Genomic DNA, 13,047 nt, shown 5'->3' on the forward strand with positions numbered 1-13,047 from the left:
GTATGAGTTCTCATTTTTTCAACAGCGGCCTGAGTGCATTTTTCAGCCACTTCCTGATCGCCATGTTACTGCTCGCGCTGTTCATCGCGATTTATGTACGCATTACACCGTACAAGGAAATCACGCTGATACGCGCTGGCAATGTCGCAGCAGCCATCAGCTTATCCGGCTCCATGTTGGGATTTGCGATAGCACTGGCTTCCGCCATTGCCAACAGCATCAGCTTATTCGACATGCTGACCTGGGGCTCGATCGCGCTGGTGGTGCAATTGCTCGCGTTTTTACTCACCCGCATCATGCTGCCGGATATCGTGTCCGACATCCCGCAAAACAAAACCGCTTCCGGTATTTTCCTGGGTGCTGCCAGTTTCGCACTGGGTTTGCTGAATGCAGCTTGTATGACTTACTGAGAGCGGAGCTGGGTTACTTAACTTCAATTACCGTTAGGTAGCCTCTGCTTGCGTTCACCAAACACAAGGAAATCAAATACCTTGTATTCGCGCGCTCATTTTTTCGTTATTTATACAAAAATAATAAGATTACTCATCATATTATTTAATATAATTAAATTTTAATACTAAAAAAGAAAAATATTTTTCTTAGATCATCATTCTAAGAATGATTCCCTCGGCTCTGCGATATTCAAAGAAAATCCAATTGCAGACAAAAATTGAATTATGAGGCCGTTTATGAAGTTGTATCGTCTGCTGATTGCAGCACTTCTCAGCTTTAATTTTTGTTCCGCCACTCAAGCCATAGAAAAAATATCTCTTGAGAATTTCATTAAATTTGACAAGTTTTCTCAACCTCGCATTTCGCCTGATGGCAAACACATTGCTTTGATACTAAATGTACAAAACGAAGAGCGTTTGGTTCCAGTCATGTCGGTGTTTGAACTGCCGGGATTTAAATTAAAAAGCATGGTGCGCATGTCGGCTTTCGAAGTACCCGGGAATTTTGTATGGCTCAACAATCAGCGCATCCTGGTGGAAAAAGCTGATGAAAGAGGCTCACAAGAAGGACCAGAGTGGACCGGTGAAATCCTGGCTTTTGATCTTGATGGCGGAAAACAAGAATACCTTTATGGCTACAGAATGTTTAAGCAGTCATCAAAAGGCAATAAATATCAAAATGACTATAGTTTTGGCTATATAGAATATATACCAAACAATAGTGACGGGAAATTTTACGTAGGTGCTCAATACTGGGACCGGGAATATACAAGTCTTTACGAGATCAATGCCAATAATGCTTCCAGAAAATTAATTGCAGATATTCCGCAAAGTGGATTACGTTTTACTTTTAACAACGATGGAATCCCCGTTTTTGCACACGGGACAGACAAAGATTTCAAACCGGTTTTATTCCAAAAAGTACAAAATCAGTGGATAAAAATAACGGATATAGAGTTAGGACTCAGATTCTCGCCATTGATGTTCACGTTAGACAATAGCGAGTTTTTTGCGCTATTTAGTCAAAATGGGGAACCTGCAAAAATCGTCCGCCAGAATCTACTGACAAAACAAAGGAAAGTAGTTACCGACAATATTGAAAGCAGTATCATTGAATGGGAGCACGATAATACTCAAAAGAAAATTTTCTCATATTCAACCGGTATCGGAAAACCGGTAACTCACTATATCGACTTGGACTCTGAAGACGCTCAACTTCATCAGGCGATTTCCAAGCAATTCCCTGGCGAGTTTGTAAGCCTCTTGAGCACAACTCAAGACCGGCGTCACGTCCTTTTCAAAGTCAGGAATGACAAAGACCCAGGAACTTACTACCTATTTGATAAAAACACCAAAAAAGCGGATATTTTATTCATTGCAGCGGATCATCTTGAACCAGACAATATGGCCACCAGAGAGCCCATTCAATTCGAAGCGAGGGACGGGCTCAAATTACATGGTTACCTGACTATGCATCCTGTCTCAGATGGAAAAAAACGGCCTTTGATTTTGCTGCCACACGGCGGTCCTAATTATTCAAATGATTGGTTTTTCGATCACAATGCTCAATTCCTTGCCAATCGGGGCTACGCTGTACTCCAAGTCAACTTTAGAGGCTCAGGTGGACGAGGTATTGCATTTGAACAGTCTGGTTACAAGCATTGGGGCGACAAAATGCAATACGACTTAATTGATGGCGTAAAATGGGCGATTAAGCAACCTGGCATTGACGGAGATAAAGTTTGTTCCTTCGGTAAAGGCTATGGGGCATATGCATCAATGATGGTTACGATGATCGAACCTGATATGTTTAAGTGCGCAATTGGATATGCCGGCTTTTACGATTTGCCTCTCGCCTATACAGGCAATACCGGCGAAGACAATGAAAAAATGCGTCGAATACTGTTAAAACATGTAGGAAACGATCTGGAGGAATTAAAAAAGATATCTCCAAGCTACCAGGCAAACAAGATTTCCGTACCCGTCTTTATTGCACACGGTGACGCAGACGCTATTGCGCCTGCGACCCAAGCCAACTCTATGCGCAATGCATTGAATAGCGCAAACAAACCATATGAATGGATGCTCGCTAAGAATGAAGGTCACGGATTTTACGCGACTAAAAATCTGAAAGAGTTCTACGAAAGACTGGAACAGTTCCTGGCCAAGCATCTCGGTCAATAATCCTTTAAAGGGGATGTCGCCCGGCATCCCCTGCCTTATAATCCCGCCTAACTTCAGCTTACCGGCCCTCGCGCCTTGTCTTGCCATGCCACGCTTTTACTGCCCGCTGCCGCTTGCTATCGGCGCCATGATAGATCTTCCCACTGATGTCGCGCACCATGTGTTTGTGTTACGTCTGCAGAATGGTGACAACATAGAACTGATGAATGGTGAAGGTGGCAGTTATATCGCGACCCTGACCCAGATAGAAAAAAAGCGTGCCAGCGCCGAGGTCAAATTATTTTTGCCGGAAGAAGTCGAATTGCCCTACGCGCTGAATCTGGCGCAGGCTTTGCCTGAGGGGAGCAAGATGGACTGGATTATAGAAAAAGCGGTAGAGCTGGGAGCCAGCTCGATACAGCCGCTGGCGGCCAGGCGCTCTGTGGTTAAACTCAGTGCTGAACGCGCAGAAAAGAAAATGCAGCACTGGCAAGGCGTGATCATCGCCGCCTCTGAACAATCGGGACGCAACCGCCTTGCGCAATTACATGAGCCACAAGACATCACACAGTGGCTGACCCAAACTGATATGCACCAGCGCATCATGCTGTCGCCACGCGCAGACAGCTCGCTGGCTGACTGGGCCAGACATCATCCGCCGCAGGCTGTCAGTCTGCTGATCGGCCCGGAAGGCGGATTAAGCGCGGAAGAAGAAACACTGGCAACGCGTCAGGGTGTGCTGTCACTGTCTATGGGGCCACGCATACTGCGGACAGAAACAGCCGGCCTGGCCGCAATCGCTATCCTGAATGCGGCCTGGGGTGGAATGTAGAAAAAAGTCAATTTCATACAGATTTAACAAAGCAGCCAGTATTTCCCATTTACACTCTGCGGGTTTCAAACGCACCGCAGGTGCACACTCTCTCAAACTTCAGTCAAACACAGGTGGGAAAAATGGGCTTATTCGATACAGCATTATCCATGTTAGGCAACGCTAATTCTGCTGAAGGTGGCGGTCAGTCTGCTCTGATACAGGCAGCACTTGGCTTGCTGAATCAAGGCGGTCAAGGAGAGACTGGCGGACTGCAAGGTCTGCTGTCTCAGTTTCAACAGGCAGGCCTGGGCGATGTCGTCGCCAGCTGGGTCGGTACCGGTCAGAATTTGCCGATTTCTGCCGAACAAATCCAACAAGTACTGGGCAATGGTCAGCTTGCACAGTTAGCTGAATCTGCCGGTATCCCGCACGATGGTATTGCCGGTCAGCTCGCCAGCATGCTGCCAGGTCTGATTGATCATCTGACGCCTAACGGTGAAGTACCGGAAGCTGGTAAGTTCGATGCATCCAGCGTATTGCAAGGTCTGAGCTCTTTATTCAGCAAATAATCATTTGCCCTTAGCTGATGTAATCAGCACAGCGGAAAAAATCCCGCAACAGCCAAAAGCTGTGCGGGATTTTTTATGGATGGATCTGCTGTGATTACTGGGCGACCAGCGTCACGTCATCAACCAGAAATGCAGTTGCTGTCACGCTGCCTTCCACGCCGGTGAATACGATGCGGATAGTCTGTCCTTTATAAGCCGACAGATTGAAGGTCTTATTCAGGTAGCTGCTGCCCTTATCCAGATTGGAATAAGTCGCCAGCGTTGCCAGTACCGTACCACTGCTGTTCTGCACCTGCACTTTGAGCGTGTCATAGGCCTGCGTCGTGGTGGTTTCATCGGACACGACTTTCAACCAGAAACTGAGTGTCGCTGAAGTTGCGGTCGACGGTATCGTCACTTGCTGAGACAGCGTGTCAGTGTGCGTACTGCCATAGCCATTCAGCCATGCCTTGTAACTACCGGTACGGGCAGCCTGACCTGAGCTGTTTGAAATCACACCGGAACTCGCGGTCCAGGACGCAGCACCACTCTCAAAACTGCTATTGGCGATGAGTTGCGTGCTGACCGCATTATTCACACTGAAACTCACACTGGCCGAGGTTCCGATGTTATTAGCTGCGTCATACGCCTTAGCCTGCAAGCTATGCGTGCCATTGCTGAGCGTGGTGGAATTCAGGCTCAGGCTGTAGGGAGCTGTGGTGCTGCTGCCTTTCAACACGCCATCCACATAGAATTCAACTTTCGTCACGCCCACATTGTCACTGGCATTGGCGGACAAACTGATATTGCCGCTATTGCCGGTTTCGGACGCACTGACGGTTGGCGGCGTGGTATCGGCGACCGGATTATTGATGCTGAAGTTCACGCTGGAAGAAGTTCCGACGTTATTGGCCGCGTCATATGCCTTAGCGACCAAAGTGTGCATCGCGTTAGTCAGCGTAGTCGAATTCAGACTCAGGCTGTAAGGTGCAGCGGTGCTACTGCCTTTCAACACGCCATCCACATAAAATTCAACTTTCGTCACGCCCACGTTATCGCTGGCATTGGCAGACAAACTGATGTTACCGCTGCTACCGGTTTCAGAAGCACTGACCGTAGGCGCGGTGGTATCGGTATTGCCGCCGCTGGTTTGGGTAACCCAGACCGGTGCAGACCACAAGATATTGCCGTCGTCCTGAGTGATTTTCGCATAATAGAAATGCTCGCCCACGGCTGGTGTGATGGTTGCCGTTGCAGTGTTGACCAGCTGGCTGACCGTACCATTACGACCTGGCACCCCTTCATAAATCACGACGCTGGACACAGTGCGGCCAGTGGTGGAGGCAAAATTAGCCGTCAGTGTCAGTGGCCCGCTATTGCTGAAGCGTTCGCCCATGATGTGGTTGTTTGCCGTCAGGATGATTTGCGAATTCTTATCCATGGTCGCAAACACGCGGCGTGCCTTGAGTGCATCAATGAAATTCGCATTGGTGAGCGGTACACCATTCGGTATCAACACACCGGTGCGGTTGGTAAAAGACGCGCCCCAGTTAGCACAGTGATTATCCTGATTGGTACTGAAGGCGATATGGAAACCGGCTTCCAGGGCTTTATTACATGCGCCTTCATAGGTGCTGCGGCCAGTCTCGGTTTCTGTGGTGTTGGTGGAGAATGCGGAAGTATTTAAGACTTCACACAAAACCATAGCCTGATCACCATCAGCGGTATAACCAAGCGCGACGCCATTGGCGGCGAACTGACCGCTGCTGGACGGATGGTTAAACTGACCTATCCAGCCACGCTGACGCATCAATGTATATAAACCCGCATAGTCACCTTTTGCAACAAAGGTATCGCCGATCAGCTGATTGCTGCTGTTGTACTCCCAGCCCAGCAACTCAGTCGCGTTAAAGATATTCAGATGTCCTCCATTGTTGATGACACCCCATTCCATGCCATAGATCGCCAGGAAATTACTGTGCGATGAATTGAAACTCGCCGCCGCGCTCAAACCGGACTGGTAGAGGTTTTTTGCGGTCGCCGGATTGGCTGAGGCATTGGTACTGTCTGAACCATCGTACATATGGTTGTGCTCAGAAGTCATCAGGAAATCCAGGCCCTTATTCAATGCATACTGATACGCATCTGTCGGCCCATAAGCGGCCGACTGGGGATTCTGTGCACCGGTACAGGAACTCAACTCACCGCCACCATCGCTGTGATTGGTCTGGCTATGTAAATTTCCGTAGTAAATGGTGTAAGGCAGCGAGCTACCCGCCGCTGTCAGGCTGGCGACAGCCATTTTATTGGCGATGCCGGCCTTAGGTGCCGGGGTGGTTTTGCGTGTATTCAGTGCAGCAAATCCTGGCATCGCCGGAGCCGCTACTTTGCCAACCTGCATAGGCCAGCTTTGTACTTCCTGTCCTGCCTTATTGGCTTGCAGGCTGCGCTCAACCAGGGTATTGACAGCCGCGTTAGCAGATCCCGCTGCAACGACATCGGCAGCCACTGCAGTCAGTTTTACCTGGTACAGGCCATCGCGGATGACTTCGCCTTTGGAGGTTTTACCCGTCCACAGAATTTTATTGCTGACAGCTTTGTTGAAAATTTTCTCTATGCCATACCAGCGATCCAGCACGCGTCCATCAGCGGCCAGCAGCTCGACACGCCAGCTGACAGCCTGCTCTTTTTTTAAATGTGGATAGTCAAATTCGAGGGTGAAATAACGCGCTTCTGCACCGGCGCGCAAACTGGCATCGGCTTTGAATGGTACGTGCAATGTGGCTTCAAACTCATGATGATCGGCGACTGAGGCCGAAGCGGTAAGCGCCACGCCTGTACCCAGGATAAGGGCCAGGCTGACTTGCGTCGCGATATGCTTGAATCGCAAGGCTGGAACGATGGACGGCATGAAAAACTCCCTGATAGCTGTTGAATGTTAAGCAGCTCACACGCAAAGCTGGCAAACGCAACAGGACTCAGGAAATTTCAGGCAAAAAGTGGCCCTGCCACCTGGCAAACAGGCAGCACCATCTCCCCCAATACCCTCAGGCGTTGTTTAAGCTTTTATTTGTGATCTGCAGTCTGTTGCAGCAGAAATTTATTTTTATAACTAAAAAATGTCAGCACCAACGACGCCCATCTAAATTGTCGACAATTTCAATCAGCAATCGTTTGCGCAAACGTTTCACAGATTAACATTGGCTTATGTCAAATTTATTACCTGCAATTTCACAGGTGCAATTTCTATCAATAACGATGTAAAAATTTAAACAAACTGTGCTGTTTTTGAGACATTTCTGGATTTCACGAAATAAAAATGATCAGTTCTTACTTTCTATATCGAGAAAAAATGTAGGGGCATATAAGCGCCTTTGAAGAGAAAAAATGCGGGATCGCCGTTGGATAAGCGATTTTTCACAACAATTTTTGCCAAAGTCACGAGCAGAAGTTTGCATTTAAAAAATTTGTAGCGAATTCAACGATACAAGCTGTGATTAATACGTATTGCACGGATAACAGTTAACCTGCGCGCTGTTGGATGCACTGATCTCCCCCAAACCGGCACTTGGCAGCTATTCTAAAAAAACATCACACAGATTTATGCAGATATATTAAGATACATTATGTTACATTGCACCCAGCCTTCATTTATCTGATGTACGCTGCATTTAAGTCTCAAATGAATAATATTGACGATAGCGTGGTTTTCGATCCGTGGATGAAGGATCAAATTGATGCCGCGATTGCTGCCTTAATGCACCACACCTATCAACACAAAACACACGGCGCGGCCTTAAAGTGCGCTGAATACGCGATACTGGGCGCGCGCTTACTCTGCACACTCAGTAAGCGCCCTTATTTTGCGGTGGCAGGATCTCAAATCGTGGACTTTGGCGATGGTCAGTTTGAATTGATCTCCCCTTCGCGGCGCGAGAGAAGAAACGCAAAAAAACTGGCCGATGTCCAAAGCTACCATTGCTGGATAGAATGCCAGCAGCATGAGGATGGCTCCTCTCACCTCGAATACATCGACTTTACCAGCCGCTATGACAGGCAAATCGCGCAGTTGCTCAGAGTTCCGGATACCCATATCGCAGAAACAAACTACCTGTGGCAGCGCGCAGATGCACTCAACTACCCGATTCCTGACCGTTTTTTGCAGCATCCGTCTGTTATCGGACGCACCCAGGGATGGCGCTGGAAAGATCCGCTCTGTACCCGGCTGCTGCAGAATTACGAACAAACTAATGCAGCCTATTTCAGACAGCAATCGGCAGCGCTACTACAACTGCTGACCCGGCAAATTGAAACATTCATGCAAAGTCAGCAGTCACCTAGCCTTAGCTAAAACCAGCTCAGGGCTTCAACATCAGTTGCCGTATCATGCCTACCGGTGCACTGCCATAACTCAGAAATTGCTCATGGAAGGGCTTGAGTCTGAACTGAGCTCCACGTTGCTGTTTCAACTCTTCACGCAAAGCCATAATGTCAGCATAACCACTGAAATAACTGGTCAGCTGCACCGAGGTATATTGCACACGCTTCCACTTGCCATCCGCTTCGGCCTGCGTCTGAAACGCTTGCTGAGTCAGGAAATGCTTGGCCTCCTGCTCACTCATGCCCATTACATGCACCTGGTAATCCAGAATAGTGTTACAGATGGCACGCAAATTCCATTTGTAATACATGAGCCACATTTCAGGCGTGTTGCCACCATAGCCGGACTCCAGCATCATGCGCTCGCTGTAAACCGCCCAGCCTTCTATCATTGCGCCATTGCCGAATAAGGCTTTAATGACGGAAGGTGACTGGTTCGCGTGTTGCAGTTGCGTGTAATGGCCGGGTATCGCTTCGTGGATATTCAAAATCTGCAGCACCCAGTGATTGTATTCGCGCAGCGTGCTTTCTATCTGCTCAGCACTCTTGCCGGTCAGCGGGGTGACGTTGTAATAGGTCTTATCATGCGGCCGGAATATGCCCGGTGCTTCTATCGAGGCAACCGACACGCCACGTTCATACTCAGGTGTTTCACGTACCACCAGCGGCTTACGGGTATCGAGGCTGAGCAAATCATGCTGCTGTATCCAGGCTTCCAGCTGCGGTAACTGGCGACGGATTTCAGCAAACAATTGATCCGGCTGCACATGTTGCTCAGACAGCTTATCGATGACCAGCTTGATACGCTGCGTAGCATCAGCCGGACGGGCAGCCTCGCCCATCACGCGCGGCCACAACTGATCGGCCAGCTCTGCCATGCGCTGATGCGATTCCGCTTTAGCAGCCAAGGCTTTTTGATACATTTCTTGCGCACTCAGTGGTGACTGAATATCAGCCTTGAACTTAGCAGCATATAAGTCGGCACCTATGCGAAAAGAACGCCAGCCCTGCTCAGGCGGATGCGCAATCAGCGTTTGCAGGAAAGCCGCATAGCCATCCAGCGCTTTGCCAGCCGACTGCAAACGCGTCTGCAGTTCCGTTTTCTCCGCTTTATTCAAGGACGAAGTCTGCGCCTCTTGCTGAATCTGCGCGAACACCGAGCGGGTGCCGCTCATTTGTGCCAGTGCCAGCTGGGTATGTTCCAGCGTAGGCTGGTCTATGCTTTGCTGAGCCGCCTGATAATACGCAGGAACCGCTTTGAGACGCTCACTAATCAGACGCAAGCGACGCTCTTTAGACGCAAAATCGGTGTTGAGCAAATTATCAAAACCACCCGCCACATTGTGCTGAGAAGGATTCCAGGCGAATTCGCGGTAAGTCTGCAGATACCAGCGATTCGCCTCCAGCGTGTTACGGATCAGCGCCAGATCGGTCTGATCATTCGCAGTAAGCTGATCTGCAGCGACCTTCGCTAAGTTCGCCAGCCAGCGTTCGCAAAAGCGCAGATAGTCATTGCGGCCTGCCTCATCTGGCAAGCTCAGTTTGCCCCCCAGCTCAAAACGTCCGGCCGCCATCGCGCTTTCCGGGTCTTGTTGCCAGAACTCCTTTAAAAACTGCGCGCGCATGGTTGCAAATTGCCCAGCCCTGACTGCACTAGCCTGCTGCTTTGCATCCTGTTTTGCGTCCTGTTTTGCGTCCTGTTTTGCGTCCTGTTTTGCGTCCTGTTGTTTGGCCTGTTTTGTTGCGTGTACCGGCAAACTCAGGCTGCCACTCAGTCCTGCCAATAAGACACTGAAAGCGACCGCACGATAATTAGACATCTTCCCCTCCTTAATATATTTATTTTTTATCCCAGCACCTTGGGTAGGTAAAGCCGGAATAAGTTCCTGAAGATCAAACAGATTTATCCTGACCCGCTGCCAAGATACACGGTCTGCACGATGCCAGGGTGAGTCAGGCGCTTTGTGCGGGCTGTCAATGCATACAAAAGCCGGGAATGGTGCCCGAATTTGTTACACTACGCCCTCATCGCAAAATGCGGTATTTATGGAATGAGTTATGACGTCTGCATCACCCGCCTCCCAACTGCATTGGGAATTTGAGGGCCAGCCTCAGTCTTGCCTGTGGCGCTCAGAGAATGGCAGCCCGGCACCAAAGAAAGTCGTACTGGCGGATGACCGCATGTCGGCCGATACTGCCTACCGGCTTGCCTGCGAAGGCACGGCCTTGTTATGGCAGGGTGATTACCACCAGGCCAGGCAAATGCTGCAGGCACTGGGGCGGCGTATGGAGCGTAAAGCTGTACGCAAAAATACAAAAACTGCCGCCACGCCCGCCGCCACCACCGATATCACACTAAGCTTTCATCAGCATCGCCAGGCGCAGGCGCAGCGCGCGCGCATCCTGGGCATGGTGCTGGTGCCGGTCACGGCAGAACTGAGCGTCCCATTGCGGCGCGCACCCGAGGTACGTCTTGCGCTGGAACAGGCTGGCGCGACAACTGGCACAGCGTTTGCACTCTCACTGCGTGAATTACTGGGCATCATCGGCGCCTATGAATGGCGCAGAAATGGCGTAGACATTCCTGCACTGGGTGGCAAGATACATCCCTACTATGGTGTGTTCTCACCGATACGCGGCGAGTATGTGGACTTAGTCGCCAAAGCACGTCTGCCGGTGATGGATCTGGCATTTGATATCGGTACAGGCAGCGGCGTGTTATCGGCGGTACTGGCGAAACGCGGCGTACAAAAAATCATCGCCACCGATCAGGACCCGCGCGCACTGGCTTGTGCGGCCGAAAATTTGCACAATCTGGGACTGGCGACACAAGTTGAATTACTGCAAACCGATCTGTTCCCGCCCGGTAAAGCCGGACTCATCGTCTGCAATCCGCCCTGGCTGCCGGCCAAGCCCAGCTCAGCCATAGAATACGCCGTGTACGACCCCGACAGCCGCATGCTGCGTGGCTTTCTGGCAGGTGTGGCCGCCCATCTCACAGCACAGGGCGAGGCATGGCTGATCATGTCCGATCTGGCGGAACATCTGGGCTTGCGCAAGCCAGATGAGTTCTGGGGCTGGATAGAAGCGGCAGGACTGAAAGTCGCCGGTAAAATGGATATCAAGCCACGCCATGGAAAATCCGTCGATGTCAGCGATCCCTTACATGCCGCGCGCGCCAAAGAAGTCACGTCGCTGTGGCGACTGACTTTGCAGTAAGCAGCGCAGGCTGTGCAGCAGGACACTGCTTGCTGCCAGCCTTGCTGCACTGATCCCGATTTCATATTGATGACCAAAACGACTGAATTCACCATGCTCAACAAACCAGCCCGTATCCTGACCTTTAAATGCAAAAGCTGTGGCAAATCTGTACAGGTATTCCTGCAAAAAGTCTCGGCCTGCGCCCATATTTCGCCTTATCAGGGCATCTGCACCTGCGGCACTGTGATGAAACATGCAACAGGTAACAAAGAAGCAGTCGCCTCGTATCTGAGTTCCGATGCGGTTACCTGGTCACATCACCATTAACAACTTGCTGTGTGCCCTGTTATCGCCACCGAAACAGGTTTAAAGAGCTGGTTTGCGGGCATTTAGCGCATTTTCAGCACCCCGGAACAAGAAAGTTCGGGGAAAGCATTTATAATCTACCGCTTTGCAGCAGTTTTTCTGGAAACAATGAAGGTATTTCGCGGACTTCCCAATGCAGCCTCCCGTGCGCCTTGCGCACTGGCGATAGGCAATTTCGATGGCGTGCATCGCGGCCATCAGACTTTGCTCGCCCATTTGCGTCAGGCAGCCGACCGTCTGGGGCTGGAATCTGCCGTGATGACCTTTGAGCCGCACCCACGCGCCTTCTTTGCACGACTGGCCGGTGACTTATCCAAGGCACCGACCCGCATCGCCAACCTGCGTGACAATATGAGCTCGCTGGAAAAAGCTGGCGTAGACCGCGTGATTGTTGAGCACTTCAACACCCTGTTCGCCTCCTTATCGCCGGAAGACTTCATACGCAAAGTCCTGGTGGACGGCCTGCATGTGAAATGGCTGATGGTGGGCGAAGATTTCTGTTTCGGCGCGCGCCGGGCCGGTAATATCGCCACCCTGGAAGAAGCAGGCAAACGCTATGGTTTTGAAGTCCAGACCCTGCCTGCAGTCCAGAATAAGGGCGTCAGAATTTCGTCTTCCGCTGTGCGCGATGCGCTGGCACAGGGCGATTTCGCGGAAGCCAGCGAATTGCTGGGCCATCCTTACCGGATTTCCGGCCATGTGATCCATGGTCAGAAACTGGGACGCACGATCGGGTTCCCTACCCTGAACCTGCGCATTGCGCATCACCGCCCTGCCACTAGCGGCATTTTTATCGTCAAGGTGCATGGCCTGGCAGAGCAGCCCTTAGCGGGCGTAGCGAGTCTGGGCATACGCCCGACCGTCGATGACAGCGGCCGGGTCTTACTTGAGACGCATGTCTTCGATTACGCCGGTCATGCCTATGGCAAGATCGTGCAAATCGAATTCCTGAAAAAACTGCGCGAAGAAGAAAAGTACCATGACCTCGCCACGCTGACCGCCGCCATCAACCGTGATGCGGAACAGGCGCGCGCTTATTTTGATGCAGCCTCACGCATCCCGGCCAGCAGTGCGACCGACCGAATTTGAAGCTCTGCCCGACTCAGTGTCAAACCAACCACTG

10 protein-coding genes are annotated in these 13,047 nt (G+C 50.7%); 8 read left to right on the top strand and 2 right to left on the bottom strand.

What is annotated here, in order from left to right:
• Positions 1 to 2 precede the first annotated feature (2 nt).
• The 4 genes from H8K43_RS08535 to H8K43_RS08550 all read left to right on the top strand — a co-directional run bounded on the left by H8K43_RS08535 (position 3) and on the right by H8K43_RS08550 (position 3,998).
• Positions 3 to 410 (top strand): DUF350 domain-containing protein, encoded by a 408-nt coding sequence (locus H8K43_RS08535; protein WP_186903451.1) that lies wholly within the window; start codon positions 3 to 5, stop codon positions 408 to 410.
• A gap of 279 nt (positions 411 to 689) precedes the next feature.
• Positions 690 to 2,636 (top strand): alpha/beta hydrolase family protein, encoded by a 1,947-nt coding sequence (locus tag H8K43_RS08540; RefSeq protein ID WP_186903452.1) that lies wholly within the window; start codon positions 690 to 692, stop codon positions 2,634 to 2,636.
• Between the two features lie 85 nt (positions 2,637 to 2,721).
• Positions 2,722 to 3,447, top strand: a complete 726-nt coding sequence (locus tag H8K43_RS08545) for a 16S rRNA (uracil(1498)-N(3))-methyltransferase (RefSeq protein WP_186903453.1) — start codon at positions 2,722 to 2,724, stop codon at positions 3,445 to 3,447.
• Positions 3,448 to 3,596: 149 nt separating this feature from the next.
• Positions 3,597 to 3,998 (top strand): YidB family protein, encoded by a 402-nt coding sequence (locus H8K43_RS08550; RefSeq protein WP_230403789.1) that lies wholly within the window; start codon positions 3,597 to 3,599, stop codon positions 3,996 to 3,998.
• Between the two features lie 94 nt (positions 3,999 to 4,092).
• Here H8K43_RS08550 and H8K43_RS08555 read toward each other — a convergent pair whose 3' ends face one another.
• Entirely contained in the window at positions 4,093 to 6,888 is a 2,796-nt protein-coding gene (locus tag H8K43_RS08555; RefSeq protein WP_186903455.1) for an Ig-like domain-containing protein, read from the bottom strand.
• Between the two features lie 771 nt (positions 6,889 to 7,659).
• Here H8K43_RS08555 and H8K43_RS08560 point away from each other — a divergent pair.
• Complete coding sequence (locus H8K43_RS08560; RefSeq protein ID WP_186903456.1) at positions 7,660 to 8,328, top strand: hypothetical protein; 669 nt, start codon at positions 7,660 to 7,662, stop codon at positions 8,326 to 8,328.
• 7 nt (positions 8,329 to 8,335) lie between these two features.
• Here the strand turns inward: H8K43_RS08560 and H8K43_RS08565 are convergent, their stop codons facing one another.
• Positions 8,336 to 10,177 (bottom strand): DUF885 domain-containing protein, encoded by a 1,842-nt coding sequence (locus H8K43_RS08565; protein ID WP_186903457.1) that lies wholly within the window; start codon positions 10,175 to 10,177, stop codon positions 8,336 to 8,338.
• 238 nt (positions 10,178 to 10,415) lie between these two features.
• Here H8K43_RS08565 and H8K43_RS08570 point away from each other — a divergent pair, with 238 nt between their 5' ends.
• From H8K43_RS08570 to H8K43_RS08580, 3 genes are all read left to right on the top strand, one after another.
• The gene (locus tag H8K43_RS08570; protein WP_186903458.1) at positions 10,416 to 11,576 is read left to right on the top strand and encodes a methyltransferase; all 1,161 of its coding nucleotides are present in this window, start codon (positions 10,416 to 10,418) and stop codon (positions 11,574 to 11,576) included.
• A 69-nt stretch (positions 11,577 to 11,645) separates the two neighbouring features.
• On the top strand, positions 11,646 to 11,885 hold the full coding sequence (locus tag H8K43_RS08575) for a hypothetical protein (RefSeq protein WP_230403791.1): 240 nt from the start codon (positions 11,646 to 11,648) through the stop codon (positions 11,883 to 11,885).
• 147 nt (positions 11,886 to 12,032) lie between these two features.
• Entirely contained in the window at positions 12,033 to 13,013 is a 981-nt protein-coding gene (locus H8K43_RS08580; RefSeq protein ID WP_186903459.1) for a bifunctional riboflavin kinase/FAD synthetase, read from the top strand.
• Positions 13,014 to 13,047: the final 34 nt, after the last annotated feature.

Source organism: Cognatundibacterium curvum (assembly GCF_014284235.1).
Lineage (GTDB): Bacteria > Pseudomonadota > Gammaproteobacteria > Burkholderiales > Burkholderiaceae_D > Undibacterium > Undibacterium curvum.

Bases quoted from the DNA above. Each gene is read 5' to 3' on its own strand.
- H8K43_RS08535 (WP_186903451.1), top strand. From the start codon at position 3: ATGAGTTCTCATTTTTTCAACAGCGGCCTGAGTGCATTTTTCAGCCAC.
- H8K43_RS08540 (WP_186903452.1), top strand. From the start codon at position 690: ATGAAGTTGTATCGTCTGCTGATTGCAGCACTTCTCAGCTTTAATTTT.
- H8K43_RS08545 (WP_186903453.1), top strand. From the start codon at position 2,722: ATGCCACGCTTTTACTGCCCGCTGCCGCTTGCTATCGGCGCCATGATA.
- H8K43_RS08550 (WP_230403789.1), top strand. From the start codon at position 3,597: ATGTTAGGCAACGCTAATTCTGCTGAAGGTGGCGGTCAGTCTGCTCTG.
- H8K43_RS08555 (WP_186903455.1), bottom strand. From the start codon at position 6,888: ATGCCGTCCATCGTTCCAGCCTTGCGATTCAAGCATATCGCGACGCAA.
- H8K43_RS08560 (WP_186903456.1), top strand. From the start codon at position 7,660: ATGAATAATATTGACGATAGCGTGGTTTTCGATCCGTGGATGAAGGAT.
- H8K43_RS08565 (WP_186903457.1), bottom strand. From the start codon at position 10,177: ATGTCTAATTATCGTGCGGTCGCTTTCAGTGTCTTATTGGCAGGACTG.
- H8K43_RS08570 (WP_186903458.1), top strand. From the start codon at position 10,416: ATGACGTCTGCATCACCCGCCTCCCAACTGCATTGGGAATTTGAGGGC.
- H8K43_RS08575 (WP_230403791.1), top strand. From the start codon at position 11,646: ATGACCAAAACGACTGAATTCACCATGCTCAACAAACCAGCCCGTATC.
- H8K43_RS08580 (WP_186903459.1), top strand. From the start codon at position 12,033: ATGAAGGTATTTCGCGGACTTCCCAATGCAGCCTCCCGTGCGCCTTGC.